At 29.5% G+C, this 19974-nt stretch carries 24 protein-coding genes, 1 other RNA gene and 1 riboswitch; of the genes, 1 reads left to right on the forward strand and 24 read right to left on the reverse strand.

The genetic code is table 11. From position 1 onward, the window contains the following. Positions 1-7 precede the first annotated feature (7 nt). The 8 genes from spoVAC to spoIIAA all read right to left on the reverse strand — a co-directional run bounded on the left by spoVAC (position 8) and on the right by spoIIAA (position 3499). Positions 8-451: a stage V sporulation protein AC gene (gene spoVAC, locus V6137_RS01325; protein ID WP_425446070.1), complete on the reverse strand. Its 444-nt coding sequence runs from the start codon at positions 449-451 to the stop codon at positions 8-10. A gap of 16 nt (positions 452-467) precedes the next feature. Beyond that, a complete protein-coding gene (locus V6137_RS01330) occupies positions 468-611 on the reverse strand; it encodes a hypothetical protein (RefSeq protein WP_425446071.1) in 144 nt (47 codons plus the stop codon). 30 nt (positions 612-641) lie between these two features. Further along, the gene (locus V6137_RS01335; protein WP_425446072.1) at positions 642-1052 is read right to left on the reverse strand and encodes a stage V sporulation protein AB; all 411 of its coding nucleotides are present in this window, start codon (positions 1050-1052) and stop codon (positions 642-644) included. A 14-nt stretch (positions 1053-1066) separates the two neighbouring features. Then, the gene (locus tag V6137_RS01340) at positions 1067-1699 is read right to left on the reverse strand and encodes a stage V sporulation protein AA (protein WP_425446073.1); all 633 of its coding nucleotides are present in this window, start codon (positions 1697-1699) and stop codon (positions 1067-1069) included. Continuing rightward, the gene (locus tag V6137_RS01345; RefSeq protein WP_425446074.1) at positions 1677-1853 is read right to left on the reverse strand and encodes a hypothetical protein; all 177 of its coding nucleotides are present in this window, start codon (positions 1851-1853) and stop codon (positions 1677-1679) included. The genes V6137_RS01340 and V6137_RS01345 overlap by 23 nt, the downstream gene beginning before the upstream one ends. An 88-nt stretch (positions 1854-1941) precedes the next feature. After that, entirely contained in the window at positions 1942-2706 is a 765-nt protein-coding gene (gene sigF / locus V6137_RS01350; RefSeq protein ID WP_425446075.1) for an RNA polymerase sporulation sigma factor SigF, read from the reverse strand. Between the two features lie 5 nt (positions 2707-2711). Then, positions 2712-3149 (reverse strand): anti-sigma F factor, encoded by a 438-nt coding sequence (gene spoIIAB, locus V6137_RS01355; RefSeq protein WP_425446076.1) that lies wholly within the window; start codon positions 3147-3149, stop codon positions 2712-2714. 14 nt (positions 3150-3163) lie between these two features. After that, positions 3164-3499: an anti-sigma F factor antagonist gene (gene spoIIAA, locus V6137_RS01360; RefSeq protein ID WP_425446077.1), complete on the reverse strand. Its 336-nt coding sequence runs from the start codon at positions 3497-3499 to the stop codon at positions 3164-3166. Positions 3500-4023: 524 nt separating this feature from the next. On the opposite strand from spoIIAA, the gene V6137_RS01365 reads away from it, so the two are divergent. Then, positions 4024-4926: a phosphoglycerate dehydrogenase gene (locus V6137_RS01365; protein ID WP_425446078.1), complete on the forward strand. Its 903-nt coding sequence runs from the start codon at positions 4024-4026 to the stop codon at positions 4924-4926. 199 nt (positions 4927-5125) lie between these two features. Here the strand turns inward: V6137_RS01365 and V6137_RS01370 are convergent, their stop codons facing one another. From V6137_RS01370 to V6137_RS01445, 16 genes are all read right to left on the reverse strand, one after another. Next, positions 5126-6010: an acetamidase/formamidase family protein gene (locus tag V6137_RS01370; RefSeq protein WP_425446079.1), complete on the reverse strand. Its 885-nt coding sequence runs from the start codon at positions 6008-6010 to the stop codon at positions 5126-5128. Between the two features lie 56 nt (positions 6011-6066). After that, positions 6067-6552, reverse strand: coding sequence for a DNA-deoxyinosine glycosylase (locus V6137_RS01375; RefSeq protein WP_425446080.1), 486 nt, complete (start codon positions 6550-6552; stop codon positions 6067-6069). 138 nt (positions 6553-6690) lie between these two features. Next, entirely contained in the window at positions 6691-7539 is an 849-nt protein-coding gene (locus V6137_RS01380; protein ID WP_425446081.1) for a bifunctional 5,10-methylenetetrahydrofolate dehydrogenase/5,10-methenyltetrahydrofolate cyclohydrolase, read from the reverse strand. Positions 7540-7621: 82 nt separating this feature from the next. Continuing rightward, on the reverse strand, positions 7622-7801 hold the full coding sequence (locus V6137_RS01385) for a hypothetical protein (protein ID WP_425446082.1): 180 nt from the start codon (positions 7799-7801) through the stop codon (positions 7622-7624). A 9-nt stretch (positions 7802-7810) separates the two neighbouring features. Continuing rightward, a complete protein-coding gene (locus V6137_RS01390) occupies positions 7811-8992 on the reverse strand; it encodes a transglutaminase domain-containing protein (RefSeq protein ID WP_425446083.1) in 1182 nt (393 codons plus the stop codon). A gap of 213 nt (positions 8993-9205) precedes the next feature. Next, the gene (locus V6137_RS01395) at positions 9206-10411 is read right to left on the reverse strand and encodes a diguanylate cyclase (RefSeq protein WP_425446084.1); all 1206 of its coding nucleotides are present in this window, start codon (positions 10409-10411) and stop codon (positions 9206-9208) included. A gap of 78 nt (positions 10412-10489) precedes the next feature. Beyond that, positions 10490-10574: riboswitch (cyclic di-GMP riboswitch) on the reverse strand. A 275-nt stretch (positions 10575-10849) separates the two neighbouring features. Continuing rightward, a complete protein-coding gene (locus V6137_RS01400) occupies positions 10850-11059 on the reverse strand; it encodes a hypothetical protein (RefSeq protein ID WP_425446085.1) in 210 nt (69 codons plus the stop codon). A 269-nt stretch (positions 11060-11328) separates the two neighbouring features. Next, positions 11329-11668: RNase P RNA component class A (rnpB, locus tag V6137_RS01405), an RNA gene on the reverse strand. A gap of 78 nt (positions 11669-11746) precedes the next feature. Beyond that, complete coding sequence (locus V6137_RS01410; RefSeq protein WP_425446086.1) at positions 11747-12466, reverse strand: zinc ribbon domain-containing protein; 720 nt, start codon at positions 12464-12466, stop codon at positions 11747-11749. A 54-nt stretch (positions 12467-12520) separates the two neighbouring features. Next, positions 12521-13621, reverse strand: coding sequence for a Nif3-like dinuclear metal center hexameric protein (locus V6137_RS01415; RefSeq protein WP_425446087.1), 1101 nt, complete (start codon positions 13619-13621; stop codon positions 12521-12523). Beyond that, positions 13618-14307, reverse strand: coding sequence for a tRNA (adenine(22)-N(1))-methyltransferase (locus V6137_RS01420; RefSeq protein ID WP_425446088.1), 690 nt, complete (start codon positions 14305-14307; stop codon positions 13618-13620). The genes V6137_RS01415 and V6137_RS01420 overlap by 4 nt, the downstream gene beginning before the upstream one ends. A gap of 19 nt (positions 14308-14326) precedes the next feature. Beyond that, complete coding sequence (locus V6137_RS01425; protein ID WP_425446089.1) at positions 14327-15040, reverse strand: HAD family hydrolase; 714 nt, start codon at positions 15038-15040, stop codon at positions 14327-14329. Between the two features lie 91 nt (positions 15041-15131). Next, a complete protein-coding gene (gene rpoD, locus V6137_RS01430) occupies positions 15132-16232 on the reverse strand; it encodes an RNA polymerase sigma factor RpoD (RefSeq protein WP_425446090.1) in 1101 nt (366 codons plus the stop codon). Between the two features lie 24 nt (positions 16233-16256). After that, the gene (gene dnaG / locus V6137_RS01435; RefSeq protein ID WP_425446091.1) at positions 16257-18083 is read right to left on the reverse strand and encodes a DNA primase; all 1827 of its coding nucleotides are present in this window, start codon (positions 18081-18083) and stop codon (positions 16257-16259) included. Between the two features lie 45 nt (positions 18084-18128). Continuing rightward, a complete protein-coding gene (locus tag V6137_RS01440) occupies positions 18129-18569 on the reverse strand; it encodes a YaiI/YqxD family protein (RefSeq protein WP_425446092.1) in 441 nt (146 codons plus the stop codon). Positions 18570-18806: 237 nt separating this feature from the next. Then, positions 18807-19823, reverse strand: a complete 1017-nt coding sequence (locus V6137_RS01445; RefSeq protein ID WP_425446093.1) for a deoxyguanosinetriphosphate triphosphohydrolase — start codon at positions 19821-19823, stop codon at positions 18807-18809. Between the last annotated feature and the right edge of the window lie 151 nt (positions 19824-19974).

Here is a 19974-nt window from a genome sequence, read left to right on the forward strand (position 1 = left end):
ATTCCCCCTATGCTTTAAATAATAGATAAATTATCCCTATAAACACCGATGTTCCAAATCCATATACTAAAACAGGCCCAGCTATGGTAAACATTTTTGCAGCTATCCCTAAAACATAACCTTCCCTTTTATATTCCATAGCTGGTGAAACTATTGAATTAGCAAAACCTGTTATGGGAACTATTGAACCTGCTCCAGCAAATTTGCCTAATTTATCATAAAGTCCTAGACCAGTAAATAATGCTCCTAAAAAAACTAATATTATTGCCGTAGCTGCTGCTACGTTTTTTGGGCTTAAGCCATAATTTTTCAATGTGTTTGTTATTATTTGGCCTATTATACATATTAGGCCTCCCACCACAAAAGCCTTTATACAATTTTTGAAATAGTTAGGCTTAGGAATTTTTTTATCTACATAGCTTTGATAATCTTTTTGATTTATATTTTTCAAATATTTTCACCCTTCCTTATCTAATATTCCCTATTTTTTTGTTTTTTATTGGTGTTGTAATTTCGTTACCAAAATCATACTTTCTATCAATATATCTACTCTTATCTTTCTGGATTTCATCTCCTAATAAGTAATTTGAAAATTCTTTTTTATATTCCATGTTAATTAAACACCACCCTGTTTCATATCTCTAGTCTAAAATAAACCAATGGATTAATGAGCCTACTACTTTACCCAGCGCCATAGATATAAAAACGTAAAATACGTACTGTCTTATTCTAAGTCGTCTTGCTAATATGGGTATGACATTTATAACCTCTGCTAATGCTGCAGCTAAAAGGCCCACAAATATTCCTATAAAAGTGCCAATGGGAATTAATATTATGTCATTTAAATTGAATTTAAATTGAAAAAAAATCAAAATACTTGTTAATGTAGTAGTTACTGTTAATAATTTTTCATAAAATCTTATAAGGGTAGTACTTTTAGATATCTGTGCCAATCTGGGAACAATATCTAAAAGAGTTATAAATGCTCCCACCGCACTACCTGTTACTACTCCTCCTGAAAATCCTACTAAAATTAATATTAATGTGTCCAACTATGATCACCACTTTATTTTCTCTTATTATGTTTTGTCTCATCTAATATATATTCATCCATATTTTTTTCATAAAGACGCATTTCCACTTCAAGGGGACTAGGCTCTTTTTTCCATTTTTTCTTAAATATGTTGTTAAAAAAAATGGCCATACCTATTCCTATACCTAAAGAATAAGGAACCATTAATATAGAAGGTCTTTTTACTTTATCACCAGTTACCAACGTATAAATAGACTTTAATGAGTCTTCCATTCCCACATCCACATGAAAGTTAATAATGGCTATTGCTGAACCTAAAGATAATATTAAACATACCACAATTACTTTTATAATCTGTAGCAACTTCCCTGAATCCTTTTCCACTTGTATATCTATTAAAATTTCTGGACCACCATAGATAATAATATCTACGTTGTCATATATTTTGTATATTTTTTCTATTATAGTTATACTAGATATTACCTGACTCTTTGCTTTATCAGAAGCTTTAATTACAAATATATCTAATACCCTATCTTTTATCTCTTTATCTTTGCAAAATACCGATGCTATATTCATTAATCTAATTTCTTCCCCAGGCTTTACTTTGATCTTAGGTTCAAATTGTATAAATATTTGTTTTTTATTTATACAGCACCACCCCAATATTTTTATTTACATCTAATAAATTTTCTACCAATTTAGCTTTTTTAGGTACTTCATTATTTGATTTGTTACTAGAGTATATATACCAACCTACTGAAAAAAAAGAAACCACCAAAATGCTAATCAATAATAATCTACCTAATTTAAATTTCATAACATCACTCCATATTTCGTTGTAATCTTATTATTTACTATAAAGAAAATTTAATTCAAAAAAAGAAGACATATAAATATGCCTTCTTTTATTTATTAAGCATTTTTTTCATATTTTTTAATACCCTCTTCTCTATACGGGAAACTTGAACTTGAGATATTCCTAACATTTTAGCTATTTCAGTCTGGGTCTTATCTTTGAAATAACGCATAATTATAATCTGTCTATCCCTAGGTTTTAATTTACTAAGTCCCTGTTTTAATGCTATTCTATCTAGAATCTTGATATCACTTTCCCCTTCGTCTTCTAGCTTATCTATCAAGTGAATAGGAGAACCATCATTCTGATGAATAACATCATATAAATAATCAGGGTGATGATTTGAATCAAGGGCCATTATGATATCTTCCTTGTCCACCTTAATATCCTCTGAAATTTCTTGTATAGTAGGTTCTCTACCATATTCTTTAGTTAACCTTTCCTTAGCCATTTTAACTTTACTTGCAGTTTGTTTAAGGGATCTACTTACCTTTATTATTCCATCATCCCTTAGAAACCTTTTTATTTCTCCAATAATCATAGGTACTGCATATGTAGAAAACTTTACTTGAAATTTAGGGTCAAACTTTTGTATAGCCTTTATAAGTCCTATTGAGCCCAGTTGAAATAGATCCTCCGTCTCATAACCCCTATTTTTAAATCTATTTAAAACACTTTTGACTAGCCCTAAATTATGATTTACTATCCTTGCTTGGGCTTCATTATCCCCAGTTTGAGCCTTTTCTATTAATTCCATAGTTTCTTCGTGACTTAATAATTTATCAGATACCTTAGGTAAAGAGTTACTTTTCATATCATCTACTCCTTAGAGGTAACACTATTAAATTCTTTTATCATTTTTATCTTCGTTCCATTTTCTTGGTCAGAATATACCTCTAATCTATCCATAAAAGTCTCCATAACCGTAAATCCCATACCTGATCTTTCTAACTCTGGACTTGAGGTATATAATGGTTCCATTGCCTTATTTACATCTTTAATTCCTCTTCCATTATCTTCTATAATTATTTCAAGTTTATTTCCCTCTATACTACATTCAATAGTTATAGTCCCTAGATCATTCCCATAACCGTGTATTATAGCATTGGTAACAGCTTCTGAAACTGCAGTTTTAACATCTGCCAGTTCTTCAATGGTTGGATCTAATTGGGATGCAAAGGATGCAACTACAATTCTAGCAAATGATTCATTTTGAGATTTACTTGGAATTTGTAATCTCATATTATTCTTAAACATTTAATATCACTCCCTTATAAATTATCAAGTGCTTCAAACTCATCTTTATAGACTTGTACAATTTTTAAAATGCCAGACATTTTTAATATTTTCTTTACCCTATCACTAACATTTATTAAAACTACCTTACCGCCATTGATATTTACATTTTTATATCTTCCCATTATAAGGCCAATGCCAGAACTGTCCATAAAGTTTAAACCCTTTAGGTCTAAAACAATATGCTTTAATCTCTTCATATTATAAACATCATCAATCTCTTCCCTGGCATCTTTAGCAGTATGGTGATCTAATTCTCCATTAAAGCTAACAACTAAAATTTCATCTGATATTCTAAAGTTTAATTTCACAAATATCCCCCCTCTTATTTTAAATAAAGCAGTTATACAAACTATTTCTCTATATACATATATATTCCCTTCAATGAATATTGTCTTGTTTTGTTATGTTTAGTAATTATTTGCTATGTAATGTTTTTATTTATTTTATGTTATAATGTAAAACTAAAGGGAAACTATATAATAGCTGTATAAGTTGGGGGATTACGAATCCCCCAACAACTAAATTAGGCTAAAAATACCCTACACTAAATGGGGCTAAAAATAGCCTATAACTAAACGGGGTTTAAAATACCCCACAACTAAATGGGGTTTAAAATATCCCATAACTAAATGGAGTTGGAAATACCACACAACTAAATGGAGTTGGAAATACCACACAACTAAATGGAGTTGGAAATACCACATAACTAAATGGAGTTAGAAATATGCTACAACTAGATAGACTTTAGAAATTTATTAAAATCTAAAATTAACTAATAAAGGAGTGATATATTATTAAGGCATTATTTACATATAACTATGGTGAAGAAAAAATGAAAAAGATAAAAAATTTAGGTTATGATATTATTTTAAAAAAAGAGAAATATTTGACATTTAGTGAGGATATAAAAGATGTTGATGTTCTAGTTTGTTATAATCCTTTTGATACTTTAGACATATCCAAACTTGGTAAACTTAAGTGGATTCAATTATCAAGTGTTGGTATAGACCAAGTCCCAATGGAACATCTAATAAAAAATAACATTACTTTAACTAACAATAAAGGTGGCTATAGCATCCCTATGGGAGAATGGGTTGTTATGAAAACCCTAGAATTGTTTAAAAATAGTAGAGAAATGTATATCAATCAATTAAATAAAAAGTGGCATATGGATACCTCTTTATTGGAGCTATATGGTAAAACAATTGGGTTTATAGGTACTGGTACTATAGCTTCAGAGTCTGCTAAAAGACTCCAAGGCTTTGATGTTAATACTTTAGGTGTTAATACTACAGGAAGAGATGTTGAATATTTTGGTAAATGCTATAGTCTAGATAATATCAATGAAGTTATTCCTAAGTGCGATGTTGTAGTTTTAACAATTCCTTATACCCAGTCCACCCATCATATGGTTGATAAGAAATTTTTAAAACTTATGAAAAAAGAAGCTTATCTGATAAATGTATCTAGAGGCAGTATAATAAAGGAAAAGGACATCATAACTGCCCTTAAAAATAATGATATAAAGGGTGCCGCTTTAGATGTTTTTGAAAATGAACCTTTAGATGAAAATAATCCTTTGTGGGATTTCGAAAATGTTATAATAACATGTCACAATTCTTGGATATCAGAAATGAGAAATGAAAGAAGATATGATACTATATATGAAAATATGAAAAGATTTTTAAATAATGACAAATTAAAAAATGTTATTAACTTAGAAAAAGGATATTAAAAAGATTTATAGTATCTAGATTATTTAGGAAGTAATTAGTCGGGGGATTACGAATCCCCCGACAACTTGCTTGGGACCTGTAACCCCCAGCTTATTTAATTGCTGGGGATTAATAATCCTCCTGCCTATTCTGTTGCTGGGGATTCGTAATCCTCCTGCCTATTCTGTTGCTGGGGATTCGTAATCCCCCAGCTTATTATTATGATTCTATTATATCCTTTGGAATCTTAAATCTTACTGTAAGTTTAGGATCAACTACTTGACATACTTCCACATCCCCAACGGCACTTAATAGCATTCCTGCTTCATTAAAAGGCATATTAAGCTTATCCATAACTAACTTATGCATATCTTTGGTAGCAATGTTTACAGCTTCCTTTAAATCTTCGTCTGACCCAATAGTATATATATATTTATTATCTTCAACCATAGGATTCTTTATTTTTTTATCTTTTAACACTTCTACCTTTACTTTTACAGTACCTGATATTTCTACTCCCGTCACCATTATTTCACCATCTCCCATACAAGCATGTAGATCTCCCATGGCTAATAGGGCACCTTTAGTATTTACTGGGAAATAGACAGTAGCCCCTTCTCTTATGATAGTAGAGTCCATATTCCCTCCATGATAATCCGGTGCTCCACATGATATCTGTTCATCTAATGGGGCCACACCTATAACTCCTATCATAGGAGCTATAGGTATATGGATTTTATCATTAAATATTGCCTTTTTATCTTTTATAGGGACTATCTTTACCTGTGATTCCTTAATTTCACTTCCAAGGAGTCCTGCACCTGGAATAGCAGCCATAACCCCTTTATCCTTTACATCTATTTTTAAAATATCAACTTTTAATGTATCTCCTTTTTCTGCTTCTTCAATATATACCGGTCCTGTTGCAGGGTTTGTTGTTTCCCAACATAATTTTTCAATACTTTGCCCTTCATCGGTTATTTGTTCTTGAAAACAATCAAAGGTTTCAAATACTATAGTACTGTTATTAGGTACAGTCAAAACAGGTTTATTTTTACTGTCCATAAAATATATATTGTGTTCTTTAGATACTTTATATTCCATTTTAATCCCTCCCATATATATAATTAAACATTACTTTAGTGAAATCCTTTATTTCACTAAAGTAATGTTTTAATTATCATCCAATCCTTTAATTTTTCTTTTAGCTTTATTGTATATGCAGGGCTTGTAGATGGCATCCTATAAAACTCTATATTATAAGGCAATTTAAATCCAAAGTGCTTTTTAAAAGACTTCTCTGCTTTACCTCCGTTAAATAATATATAGTTTATATTGGGATATTTATTTAATAAGTTAAAGATATCATTGGGTATCTCGTCTTTTATATTAGAATCTAGACTCCCCTCTCTATTGCATTTATATATTACATCCCACAATGCAATCTTATTTTCCCTTAAAAACTTTACCTTTTCCTCGTATTCGTCTGATTTTTCACTATCAAACACTTTATATATTATGTCCCAAAATTGATTTCTTTTAAATGCATAGTACTGATTTTGCCTTAGAGATTCTTCTCCCGGCATAGAACCTAGTACTAGTATCTTACTGTTTTCATCCACTATCGGTTTAAAAGATTCAAGCATTTTTGGCTCCTTTCTTTACTATGTGTAAAGTGCGAAGTTCGAAGTGCAGATATACATATATCTATGGCTCATCAAATCCCTGTTCTCTGCCCTTTGAACTCTGCACAGAACAAAGAAGCGCCAAAGGCGCCTTTGTTCTTACTTCATATTTTCGCAGGCCATAACCACATGTCTTAATAATATAGATGTAGTTACACTTCCTACTCCTCCTGGTACTGGAGTTATAGCTTTCACTTTGTTTTCTACATTGTCATAATCAACATCTCCACACATTTTACCATTTTCATCAACATTTATTCCAACGTCTAATACTATATTATTATTACCGAAATAGTTTTCAGTAAACATCTTTGCTCTACCAGTTGCTGTGACCACTATATCTGATGCTTTAGTTTTCTCTTGTAACTCTTTGGTTCTAGAGTGGCAAATAGTCACTGTAGACCTTTCTTCTAAAAACATCATGGCTAAAGGTTTTCCAACCACCAAACTTTTATTAATGATAGAAACGTTCGCCCCTTCTAAGGTAGCACCATAATGCTTTAAGATTTCTATTACTGCCCTAGGAGTACATGGTACAAACCCCTTCATGTCTCCTTCAAATACCTTTTCTAAATTAACAGGATTCATACAATCTATATCCTTCTCTGGATTTATAATATTTTTAATTACTTCTTCATCAATTTGGTCTGGTAGTGGTCTAAATATAAGAATTCCATGGATGTTACTATCATTATTTATTCTTTTTATTAAATCAACAAATTCATCCATCGAGGCATCTCTATCAGTCTTAAACACTTCTCCTTCTATCCCCACTGAACTACAATTTTTAAGAATTCCCCTTTCATAGGCAATGTCATCTTGTCTTTCTCCCATACGAACTATTGCTAATTTAGGACTTTTACCCTCTTCTTTTAGTTTTGAAGCCCTAGTTTTTATATTTTCTTTTATTTCCTTAGCAACTGCCTTACCTTTTAATATATGTTCCATACAAATTCCTCCTATTTTCAACTATGTATATATAAATATTTTAGCATATTTTATAATTTCATATCAAATATGTAAACTAATATTAATTTTCATTTTCTTTTCTAGTAAATGCTTTACAAGGATTACCAGAACTTTTTAAAACTACAGAAGATGGTAACATTTTTGATTTAAAACCAAAGTATCCACAGCCCCTAGGTTTAGCTTTTTCCCATGTTATAAAAAAGTATTTACATTTGAAACAATTTATCCTTATTTTTGTCATAAAAACACCCTACTTAGTAAAATTTATAGTCATTATTCCTATTTTGTCATTAACTCTATAGTTATAACCCTTTAGTCCAAAGTTGCCAGATTCTCTAGTTATTTTATTTATAGTATCTGTAATGTTATATATATTTTCATTATAATCTTTTATTTTAATATCTAAATATTTTTTTCCACTGACCATTGTATCCTTTAACATCCTGTAGAATTCATTATAATTTTTTATTATCAATCCATTATGGTTATAATAATTATACCTATTTTTAATAGCCGATGGATATTTTTCTTTGTTCCAGCTATGTTCCTTTGCCATTTCCTCATCCGTCACGTTAAAATAGTCATACCTAAGTACATCACTATTATCATCCATAACTGGATCATCCCAAGTTAAATCTGAGTGATAGTAGTCTCCATCTATCTTTATTAGATTCCAAGCATGGCTTTGATTTTTTCCCCTACCAGTAACAATTATACTTTCAATACCTACTTCATTTAATAGTAATTTCATTGCCTTTGTATAGCCTTCACATACTCCTTTACCTTGTACCAACACTCCATAGGCAGTATACATCTCTGGATTATCTCTATTATTTTTATAATTTTCACTATCATATTTACTATTATTTATTATATAATCATGTATCACTTTAATTTTATCATAATCAGACATATCTCCATCTATGATATTTTCTTTTATCTCTTTCACCTTATCCCTTAATTTCTTTTGATGATTTAGAATAATAGCTTCATTATACTTATAATATGGTTTTAGTACTCCATTACTAAAGTATCTGCCACTATCATAGTAAAGTATATAGGGATTTTCATAGACCACATTTTTTATTATATCAAAAACTTTATCACTATCATTTCTTCCAACAAACTTTGACAAATCAACTTTCTTTTTTCCAGACAATAGACTTTCGTCTATCTTTTCATAAATATTGTCTTCGTCTCTAGAATTATTATTAATATTTTTAAATCCATCTTCTGTTATATCTTCACTAACATTATAACTGTTGTCATTTTCTCTTATCTTAGAAGTATAGGCTATATTATCACTTTTAACTTCGTACAAAAAGGACATGGTTATTATACCAGATGAAAGAAGCCCAACAAATATAACTCCTAGTATTATTAAAAAGGCAATTGGCTTAGGTATTATCTTATTATTTTTTATTTTAATCACACCTTTATAAATTATTAATGCTACGACTTTTTATCTTACTATATATATTATTATTTACCATTTTTAATGTCAAATAAACGGCCTAGAGGCCGTTTATTTTATATTATACCAGGGAATGAATTCCCCCTCTACATCATCCAAGTTCATTATCTACATCTAAATGCAAGTAGCTTCAAATTAATTCGAAGGTTACCTTTTAATAATATAGTTATATTAATGATAAGAATAACTTCTCCTAGATTTATTTATATATTTATCTCTATACATATACCTATCTGCCCTTTTAAAAATTTCACTCATATAACCTACAGAGTGTTTATTATAATGATATCCAATGGACATTCCTATGGGTAATTTGGTATTTATTTTATTATAATTCTTTATAGTTTTCTTTATGTTTTCGACTATTTTTTTTACTGATTCACAATCGATATCTTCTAATATAACTGCAAATTCATCGCCACCGATTCTTGCTAGCAATATATCATCGTTTAAATTAGACTTGAGTATATCTGAAGCATTCTTAATTAATTTATCCCCTTCTTCATGTCCTTTTTTGTCATTAATAATTTTTAAATTATCTAAGTCACAAATTATCAAAGCAACAGGTTTATCTTTACTTTTATCTAACTCTTCTCTTATCTTATCAAAATATGTTCTATTATATATACCAGTCAAGCTATCATGGTAACTTAAATGTATTAATCTCTCCTCTAATTCTTTTCTAGCCTGAATATTTCTAGCTATGCTTTCTATATAGATTAATTTCCCCTCATTATTATAAACCGGTGTTATATATTCTTCAAACCATAAATATTTCCCATTTTTATGTCTAAATCTAGTATGGAAATGTTGATTATAGTCTATCTTTCCAGTGTATTTTTTAAGGTGTTCTTCATAATTATCAGGATGAACTATTTCTAAAGGTATCATAGGATTTTCTTTACATTCATCTGCAGTTATACCTAAGTTATCATATACCGATGGACTAACATAATCAAACTTATAATCTCCTTCCACATTAACGCAAGATATAATATCATTTGCCCTTTCTAGTATCCCCATTAGCCTTTTAAATTTGTTATAATCTTTCTTATATTCTGTTACATCCATCATAGATAAATAGATTGTTTCATTATCATTTTCTTTTATTACTTTTTTCGTTACCCTCATATATGTATTGTTGTTTTCCTTGTTTTTTATGATTAAGTCCCTCTCTACAAATCCTCCAGTATTTGATGTCTCCCTTAAATCCTTATTATCAAAAACTTCTTCAATATTCTTCCCTATTATTTCTTCTCCCTTACATCCTAGTATTCTATAACAATTTTCTGAAATATCCACTATTTCACCCTTTAAATCAACTTGTATAAATACTTCTTTAGATAATTTTTCCTGTATTTTACCCCTTATTGTCACCATAAGCATCCTTTCTAGTTGTAAAATAAAAACACTCTTTAAAAGAGTGCCATAAAATCATTAAATAATTTTTTCTATTATGGCAACCTGTCAATCATAGGATATTTCCCTTAGATACATGGCTTTGCGCCCCCACCTTTCAATGGGTTTGCCTTTAGCATTTTATTTTTAATATAAGACTTTAGTCCCATATTATTATATTTTACATAAAACTATAAAATCCTCTTTTTTAGTAAAACTTTTTACAGATATTTTCCATTTTAATTTTATCAAAACTCCTCTGCTATTTTTTCATGTATTACTTCACCTACTGTCTAATATGCTCCATCTGTACTATCTATAGATTAATCAGCCGCTATAAAGCACTAAAAAAACACCACCTACACGGTGATGCTTTTTACGATTTTACTTAAAAACAATATTATATTTAAATTTATTTTATTCAATAATCTTGCAGTTATTTCTTCCATATTTAGTGGCTAAGTTGCAAACTTTTTTACCATTTTTCAACAATGTCCACGTGCTAACTGCTACTCCTCCATGATTGTCCACAGTCAATACATCCCCCTTTTCAGCTCCTATCTCCATCACAGCTGGGATGTCTTCGGTTACTTCAAACTTAGTGTCTCTGATTTTTTGAATATTCATATTTTACAAAGATACCTCCTTAAATTATATAGAACTTACTTTATTTAATAATTGTTTTATTTATTATTTCAACATATAAGCCCTATATATTACCCTTACCCTATAAAACTAAGATAAAACATTTTTTTAATTTTTATTTTTACATCATAGAAAATAATATTTATCTAAGTATCTCACGAAAAACCTACTATCTTAATTGACATCTCTACTATGGGGGTATAATTTTTTTAAAAAAAACACTACCTCATGGGGTAGTGTTTTTCACAATTAAATCAAGCAAGTCTATAAGCCGAGTTCTGTATCTGACAATCATCTATCTACGCCTACTGTTGCCAGTAGCCTCTAGCGACCTACCTACGGGATGGTGACGGGCAGCCACCTTTTCTAAGTCCCTACTTGGTCTTGCTCCAGATGGGGTTTACATAGCAGACTAGTCGCCTAGCCTCTGGTGAGCTCTTACCTCACCTTTCCATCCTTACCTATATAATAGGCGGTTTATTTCTGTTGCACTATCCTTAGGGTTGCCCCCACTGGGTATTACCCAGCATCATGCCCTGTGGAGCTCGGACTTTCCTCATGCATAAAGCATGTGATCATCTGACTTACTTGAATTTATTTTTTTTGTCAACGAAATATAGTATAACAAATATAATAACTTTAGTCAAATGGTAATTTATTCATATACCTTTATTCTTCTTTTTTATTATAATATAATATCCTTCCACAATTGTCACAGTAGTTTACTTTGTTAGTCTTCTTTAATTTTGAAAGTATAGATAGGGGTATCCCCATATGACAACCGGTGCATCTATTATCAATTACTTCAGCCACAGCTTTTCCTTTATTTTTTGATAATTTAATATATTTTTTCTTGAGGGTTTCATCAAGATTATTAAGAAGTTTCTCTCTTTTTTCTTTATAGCTAACAATATCTGATTTTATTTCAGTACCCTCTTGGCTATTTTTCTTCTTAGTATTTTCCAATAAATATTTAAGCTCTTTATACTCTTTTTCTTTATTAATAACACTCTCTTTCAAATCATCCAATGTTTCCATTATCTCCAATAATTCAGTTTCTATTTTTTTGATTTCTTCTTTTTTATCTTTATTTTCTTTATTCATATGGGTCAATTGATCTAAATCTGTAATATTTCCACTATATAACCTTTTCTCTATCTCCTCATTATTATAGTTAAGTTGCTCCAACTTCTTATTATATCTTTGGATTTTTACATTATTCAATTCCAATTGGGTTTTTATATTTGTTAAATCATATTCGGTTTGTCTTATTTTTAGTTCTAAATTTTCGGTTTCTTCGTCTGACTCCAATTGAATTACTTGCTGTTCAGATTGTTCTATATATTGGTCGTACTTTTGGATCTTCCATAGCATTTGAAGTTGATCCATCATCTAACCCCCCTAAAGGTTTAAAAAGTTAATAAATATAATAAAGTAGTAGCATTATATAACAATAAATTCATCTACATTTTTATCAAATACGAGAACATTTAATTCATTGTTGGTTTTTGCCAACAAATATTCTTTTACATGATTAAGAACTACTTTTTCAGTATCATAATGATTAGCATCAATTATAGCTAATCCTAGGTCTTTGGCTAGTTGACCATCATGATAGTCTATCTCTGATGTAATGTAAACATCTGCTTCCTTTGAAGAAGCTGACTTAATAAAACCTGAGCCACTACCTCCACTTACTGCTAATCTTTTTACCTTTCTTTCTAAATCTCCATAAACCCTAATACTTTTACATCCTAGTTTATCTTTTACTATTTCACATAAATCTCTAAGGGATATACTATCAATATCACCGACCCTTCCTGTTCCATGAATTATATTTTCATTTTCTAATTTATATACATCATAGGCCACTTCTTCGTAGGGGTGGGATTGAATCATAGCTTCTATTGTTTTATTTAGTTTGTCCTTTTCTACTATAGTCTCAATTTTAACCTCTTCCACTTCTTCTAATTTGTCTTTTTCCCCTATATAAGGATTAGTACCTTCCCTTGGCATAAAAGTACCTATACCTTCAGTATTATATGTGCAATGACTATAATTACCTATGTGACCTGCCCCTTCACTGGACATTGCATTTCTTACATGGTTACTATGGGTCTTTGGTACAAAAACTACTATTTTATATAATTTTTCTTTATATACCGGATTTATTACCTGTGGTTCCTTCAGGTTAAATAAATTCCCCAAGACATAATTAATCCCTCTATATGCATTATCTAAATTAGTATGGGCACTAAATATAACTATGTCATTATTTATTATATCATATATCATATTTCCTTTTATACTATCTTTAGATATATTCTTTATAGAATTAAAAAATAAGGGATGGTGGGATATAATCATATCTATATTATTATCAATGGCATATTGAACAACCTCATGCCTTATATCAAGGGTTATAAGGACATTACTAATATCTTTTTCTTTACTTCCAATCTCAAATCCACAATTATCCCATTCTTCTATCAAATATTTAGGAGCCAAGTTGTCCATTATATTTATTAAATCTTTACATCTCATAGACTACTATACACCGCCTTTATTTTTTCATTAATATTTGTAACTTGTTTATATCTTTTAATAGATTTATCAGAGTTTTTATTTTTTAATTTATTTAATATATTATTATTTTTTTTAATCTTTTTTTTAAGGAACTCTTTTAAATGTTTATCTTTCTTTTCTATAAGTTTTCTTCCTATTTCGAAATATATATCATCCTCTATTAGTTCCTTACCCCTTTTTGAATATATTATCTCATATATTTTATCCCCTTCTTTGCAAAGAACTTCATCTTCTATAATAAAGTTATTTGCATATAAATATTTTCTTAAATCATATGAAGCAACCATAGGTTGTAATATGAAGGTTTCTATATTATTAGTTATATTGGGGGCATTTTTAAGTATCTCTTCTATTAATATTCCACCCATTCCAGCTATTATTACCGTATCCACCTCATTGGGTTTTAAAATATCTAAACCATTTCCCAGTCTAGTTTCTATGTTGCTAGTTAATTTCTTTTTGTTTATATAGTCTTGGGCATTGTTAAGGGGACCCCTATTTATATCCGATGCTATGATTTTACTACATATGCCATTTTCAACTAAATAAGCTGGTATATAACCATGATCTGTTCCTATATCTGCAACAACTGAATCTCTATTTACGAAGTCTGCAATACTTTGTAGGCGAGGTGATAACTTCATCTCTTTTCTCCTTTGCACTTTATTTAATACTTGGTAAGTCTTCCATTAATATCTTTAAATCTTGTAATGATCCTTTATGGTTAGGACTGTAGGATATATTTCCTCTATCAATCATATAGTCTTCTACAAGATATGTTTTTATACCAAGCTTTGATGCCACCATATCCTCTTGCATATCATTACCTATCATCATAATGTCTTTAGAATCTTTTTTTATTTTATATAATATTTCTTTATAGTATTCTAGATTGGGCTTACAATAGTGCATATTTTCGTATGTAGTTATTAAAGTAAAATCATTTCTATCAAGTCCAGCCCACTCTATCCTGTGATAAATAGCATCCCTTGGAAATAGAGGATTTGTGGCAATGACCATATCATAACCTTTATTCTTTAATATATTAACTATTTCTTTAACTATCTTATTAGGATATACCACATCCTTTAGCTTTGTAAAATCTAATTTATAAAATTCATCAAAAACCGGTTTCAGTTCCTTTACATCATGTTCAATTCTTTCATCAAAGTCCTCAAAAAAAGCCTCCATATTTGTCTTTTTATCATCTAAGTTTTTTATCATATAATCTGTTGATGACCAGACTTGTTTAGATAATTTTTCAGGCTCTATATAAGATGACAATTTTATACTTAATTCTTTAAAATATGCTTTTGTGAACTCTTCCATATCTAAGGGTAAAAGTGTGCCATCTAAATCAAATAATATTGTGTCCATTAAATCCCCTCTTCCATAATATTTAATTAATATATTAATATCAAAAATAAAGATTCGCTATAGCGAATCTTTATTTTTGATAAATACAAATTTATTCTAAAAAGTCTTTTAATTTTTTACTTCTACTTGGATGCCTTAACTTTCTTAATGCCTTGGCTTCTATTTGTCTAATTCTTTCCCTAGTAACATCAAACTCTTTACCAACCTCTTCTAAAGTCCTAGCTCTACCATCATCTAGCCCAAATCTTAATCTCAGAACCTTTTGTTCCCTAGGTGTTAAAGTATCTAATACATCAACCAATTGTTCTTTAAGTAAAGTAAATGTGGCAGCCTCTGCCGGCGCCTGAGCCTGAAGATCTTCTATAAAGTCTCCTAAATGACTATCCTCTTCTTCCCCTATAGGAGTCTCAAGGGATACAGGTTCTTGAGCTATTTTAAGAATTTCCCTTACTTTCTCAACGTCCAGATTCATTTCTTTTGCTATTTCTTCCGGTTGAGGATCTCTTCCCAACTCTTGTAGCAATTGTCTTGAAACCCTTATTAATTTATTAATTGTTTCAACCATATGAACAGGTATTCTTATGGTTCTAGCTTGATCCGCTATAGCCCTTGTTATAGCCTGACGTATCCACCAAGTGGCATAAGTACTAAACTTATATCCCTTTTTATAATCAAACTTCTCTACTGCTTTGATCAGACCTAAGTTTCCCTCTTGTATTAAATCTAAAAACAACATGCCTCTACCTACATATCGTTTCGCAATACTTACAACCAGTCTTAAATTGGCTTCTGCAAGTCTTCTTGCTGCCTCTTCACTACCTTGTTCCATCTTTTCTGCAAGGTATTTTTCTTCATCACTGGTTAATAGAGGTACTTTCCCTATTTCCTTTAAATACATTCTGACAGGATCATCTACACTTATACCTTTAGGTACAGATAAATCCTCCTTAGATATATCAATTTCTTCTTCTTCATCATCTTCTGAATTTTTTACGTCATCTTTATCTCCTACTATTTCAATTCCCATATCTTCTAATCTTTGATATATATCATCAATTTCATCTGAGCTTAAATCAATATCTTCAAGGGCATCCATGATTTCCTTATATGACAGCATACCCTGTTTTTTTCCTTTTTCAATTAATTTTTTTACTGCTTTAATATTAGCCTCTGTCTTTTTCTTATTACTCATTTTGATCCCCTCCCTTCAAAAAGGTTATTGATGAAGTTTTAATTCTTTGTCTATTTTTATTAGTTCCATGCATAATTTCTCGAATTTTCCAACATCTCCTTTGTTATCATTTGTTTCTATATTTCGGATTTGATCCTTTATTTTCTGTCTTTTGATTTTTAATTTATAATAATTAATCTTATTTATAAAATCTTTGACTGCCTTTATTTTTTCTGAATTACTAATTTGAATGTCTTCTTCTATTAATTTTTTTATAGTATTGATGTCTTTATCATCATTAAAACAATCTAATAATTCGTCACTATTTACTTCTAAACCTTTTTCATACATATCATATACATTAGTGGCAATCTTTCTATATAAATCATTAAAAAAGCTTTCGGGCTTAAAGTTATCTTTTACCCTATTATATATATTCTTGTCATCTATAAGTAATTTTAATAATTTTTTTTCTGCTATTAAATGTCCTGGCTCTAAAGAATATGATACTGGTTTTATACTGTCTTTATTATTGTTTCTATTATTATATTTTATATACTTGTCCTTTGAAGTTGTTGGTCTGCTAGAATTTTTATTAGACATCTCTTTTCTTATTGCTTCCTCTGATATATTGGTATCTTCTGATATCCTTGATACATAAGCATCTCTTTCAATTGGACTATTTATATTTTTTAGCATCTTAGATATCTCCCTTGTAAAATGTATCCTATTATCTAAATCAGAAATATCATATTTTTTCTTATACATATATATTTTAAAATCTATATAATTATATGGATTATCTAGTACTTTATAGAAGGCTTCTTTTCCATGCTTACCGATATATTCATCGGGATCTCCCTTTTCAGGTAAGATAACCACATGGGATTCTAGTCCTTGCTTTTTAAAAACATCTATAGCTTTATTTGCGGCATTAATCCCTGCATTGTCATTATCATAACATATATAGAATTTATCACTGTATCGTTTTAGTAATTTAACTTGATCCTTTGTAAGAGCAGTTCCAAGGGATGCAACGCAGTTTTTTATCCCAAATTTATATAGAGAAATTACATCCATATAGCCTTCAACTAGAATTATTTTATCGTTTCTAGCATATTTTTTTGCTATATTTAAACCATATAAATTATATCCCTTCGAAAACACTGGAGTTTCCGGTGAATTTAAGTATTTTGGCTGACCATCATCTATAACTCTACCCCCAAAACCAATAACATTTCCTTTTACATCTATAATAGGAAACATAACTCTATTTCTAAATCGATCATAATAGCCTTCCATCTTTTTCCGCTTAATAATAAGACCTGACTCTTCTATATCTTTTTGCGTAAATCCTTTATGCAATAAATATTTCAATAGGTCTTCCCAACTATTTTTTGCATATCCTAATCCAAATGTCTTTATAGTATCATTATTTATTCCTCTATTCAACAAATATTTGTGCCCCAAATCATTATTAGACAAATTTCTGTAGAAATATCTCGCTGTTTCTCTGTTTATTTCCAATAATTTATCTTTTTTCTTTCTTTTTCGATTATATTCTTTTTGATCAGATTGTTGTAGCTGTATACCTACTCTATCTGCCAGAAGTTCTAATGCTTCTGGAAAACTCACATTTTGATATTTCATGATAAAATTTATCACATTACCACTTTCACCACACCCAAAACAATGAAAAATTTGTTTTGAAGGTGAGACAACGAAAGAAGGAGTTTTTTCGTTATGAAAAGGACATAAACCTTTGAAATTCGAGCCTGTCCTTTTTAACTGAAGGTATTCTGATATTACATCAACTACATCATTTCCTTCCTTTACTTCTTGAATTATTTCATCTGAATAATATCCTGGCATATATACCACCTTTAAAAATATAATAATTACCCAATATCTTTTATACTAATTTATCTTCTCTATTAATTTAATTAATCCTTCTTTAAATCTTATATCATCTTGTTTATTTCGTTTTTTTGGTCCCTTTGTTTTAGTTCCTTTTTTTCTTTCAATCATACTTATATGTCTTCTAAGTAAGTAATTATCAATATTATCTTTATTAAATATATTCCCCTTTGGTGATATACAGTAACAGTTTTTGCTGATTACTAAAGACGCAAGACCATAATCATTAGTCACAACAATATCTCCCTTAGAAACTGTATTAACTATTTCTATGTCAACAGATTGGCTATAATTATCACAATATTTTATTTCAATACCATCATTAGCACTTAGTATGTGATTTATACTAACAATAAATACAGTACTTATACTATATTCTTTGGAAATCTGTAGTATAATATCCTTAACAGGACATGCATCTCCATCCACAATAATCTTCATATAATCATTCCATTTTCTATGTTCAAGTTATTTTTACATCCCTTTGTTATACTTTTATTTAATAATCTATAGATATGTCAATATAAAGTTTAAAAATAAATTATATACTCACATATATATATATTACTTCTTTACTGATAATTAAATATAAAAGAAAAATCATTCAGAAGTTTTTTACTATTATAAAATGTCCATTTAACACTATTCGACATAAGATATTTTTTTCCTTCTTATTTTTTAATATTTATCCCATGGAGATGGTATAAATAAGTTATAAAATAAGTTTATTACGTATCTATCGGTCATTCCAGCTATATAATCACATATTATATCTTCCTTTGAAGAACTTTTTATATCATAATTTTTCCTATATTTCATAGGCACTTTATTGAAGTTTTTCATATAAAATCCATATAATTTCTCTATTATATATCTAGCCTTTCCTTCTTCTTTTTTAGCTTTGTTAGATAGATACACCTGCTGAAACATAAAGTTTCTAAGCTCCCTAGTACTTTCTTTTATTTTATCACTCATGGTAATTGTATTCTTACCCATACTTGACTCTATAATATCTATTATCATATTATTTATTCTACTTCCATGACTATTACCTAAGACTTCTAAACATCCATTAGGTAAATCTTTTTCTGTAATTATACCTGCCCTTATTGAATCATCAATATCATGGTTAATATAAGCGATCCTATCTGCTATTTTAACTATTTTTCCCTCTAAGGTTATAGGTTCTTTTTTGCCAGTATGTTTTAAGATACCATCTCTAACTTCATATGTCAAATTTAGTCCCCTTTTATCTTTTTTTGCCTCTAAAAAATCTACTATTCTTAAACTTTGTTCATTATGTTTAAATCCTCCCGTATGAATTTCATTTAGAACCTTTTCTCCTATATGGCCAAAGGGGGTGTGGCCTAAGTCATGGGCTAGAGATATGGCCTCAGTTAAATCCTCATTTAATCCCATAGATTTAGCTATGGTTCGGGATATTTGTGCCACCTCTAATGTGTGGGTAAGTCGTGTTCTATAATGATCTCCTTCTGGAGCAATGAAAACTTGGGTCTTATGTTTAAGTCTCCTAAAAGCTTTTGAATGTAAAACCCTATCCCTATCTCGCTGAAAGATTGTTCTAATAGAACATTTTTCCTCTTCCTTTTCCCTTCCCTTCGAGTTTTTACTTAGCATGGCATAGGGTGATAAAGTCTTTTCTTCTATTTTTTCAGATTTAATTCTTATATTCATATAAGATTCCCCTAAACTATTATAAAATTAGAATGTTATAATTGATTGTACCCAAAAAAAAATATTTTATTATATATATACAACAAATATATTTAAAATCCTTCATTTTATTCCTCAAATATACTCTATAAATATTAATTTTTTTAAACAT

It is taken from the genome of Dethiothermospora halolimnae, from assembly GCF_037577855.1.
Taxonomy (GTDB): Bacteria; Bacillota; Clostridia; order Tissierellales; family VENL01; genus Dethiothermospora; species Dethiothermospora halolimnae.

What these genes read in the sequence shown, in the direction of transcription:
- V6137_RS01415 (WP_425446087.1), bottom strand. Translation starts at nt 13,621, where the DNA reads ATGAGATGTAAAGATTTAATAAATATAATGGACAACTTGGCTCCTAAA.
- V6137_RS01370 (WP_425446079.1), bottom strand. Translation starts at nt 6,010, where the DNA reads ATGGAATATAAAGTATCTAAAGAACACAATATATATTTTATGGACAGT.
- V6137_RS01425 (WP_425446089.1), bottom strand. Translation starts at nt 15,040, where the DNA reads ATGGACACAATATTATTTGATTTAGATGGCACACTTTTACCCTTAGAT.
- sigF (WP_425446075.1), bottom strand. Translation starts at nt 2,706, where the DNA reads ATGAAAAGTAACTCTTTACCTAAGGTATCTGATAAATTATTAAGTCAC.
- V6137_RS01400 (WP_425446085.1), bottom strand. Translation starts at nt 11,059, where the DNA reads ATGAATATTCAAAAAATCAGAGACACTAAGTTTGAAGTAACCGAAGAC.
- V6137_RS01440 (WP_425446092.1), bottom strand. Translation starts at nt 18,569, where the DNA reads ATGAAGATTATTGTGGATGGAGATGCATGTCCTGTTAAGGATATTATA.
- V6137_RS01420 (WP_425446088.1), bottom strand. Translation starts at nt 14,307, where the DNA reads ATGAAGTTATCACCTCGCCTACAAAGTATTGCAGACTTCGTAAATAGA.
- V6137_RS01385 (WP_425446082.1), bottom strand. Translation starts at nt 7,801, where the DNA reads ATGACAAAAATAAGGATAAATTGTTTCAAATGTAAATACTTTTTTATA.
- V6137_RS01345 (WP_425446074.1), bottom strand. Translation starts at nt 1,853, where the DNA reads ATGAAATTTAAATTAGGTAGATTATTATTGATTAGCATTTTGGTGGTT.
- V6137_RS01375 (WP_425446080.1), bottom strand. Translation starts at nt 6,552, where the DNA reads ATGCTTGAATCTTTTAAACCGATAGTGGATGAAAACAGTAAGATACTA.
- rpoD (WP_425446090.1), bottom strand. Translation starts at nt 16,232, where the DNA reads ATGAGTAATAAGAAAAAGACAGAGGCTAATATTAAAGCAGTAAAAAAA.
- V6137_RS01410 (WP_425446086.1), bottom strand. Translation starts at nt 12,466, where the DNA reads ATGGATCAACTTCAAATGCTATGGAAGATCCAAAAGTACGACCAATAT.
- spoIIAB (WP_425446076.1), bottom strand. Translation starts at nt 3,149, where the DNA reads ATGTTTAAGAATAATATGAGATTACAAATTCCAAGTAAATCTCAAAAT.
- dnaG (WP_425446091.1), bottom strand. Translation starts at nt 18,083, where the DNA reads ATGCCAGGATATTATTCAGATGAAATAATTCAAGAAGTAAAGGAAGGA.
- V6137_RS01445 (WP_425446093.1), bottom strand. Translation starts at nt 19,823, where the DNA reads ATGAATATAAGAATTAAATCTGAAAAAATAGAAGAAAAGACTTTATCA.
- V6137_RS01380 (WP_425446081.1), bottom strand. Translation starts at nt 7,539, where the DNA reads ATGGAACATATATTAAAAGGTAAGGCAGTTGCTAAGGAAATAAAAGAA.
- V6137_RS01330 (WP_425446071.1), bottom strand. Translation starts at nt 611, where the DNA reads ATGGAATATAAAAAAGAATTTTCAAATTACTTATTAGGAGATGAAATC.
- V6137_RS01365 (WP_425446078.1), top strand. Translation starts at nt 4,024, where the DNA reads ATGAAAAAGATAAAAAATTTAGGTTATGATATTATTTTAAAAAAAGAG.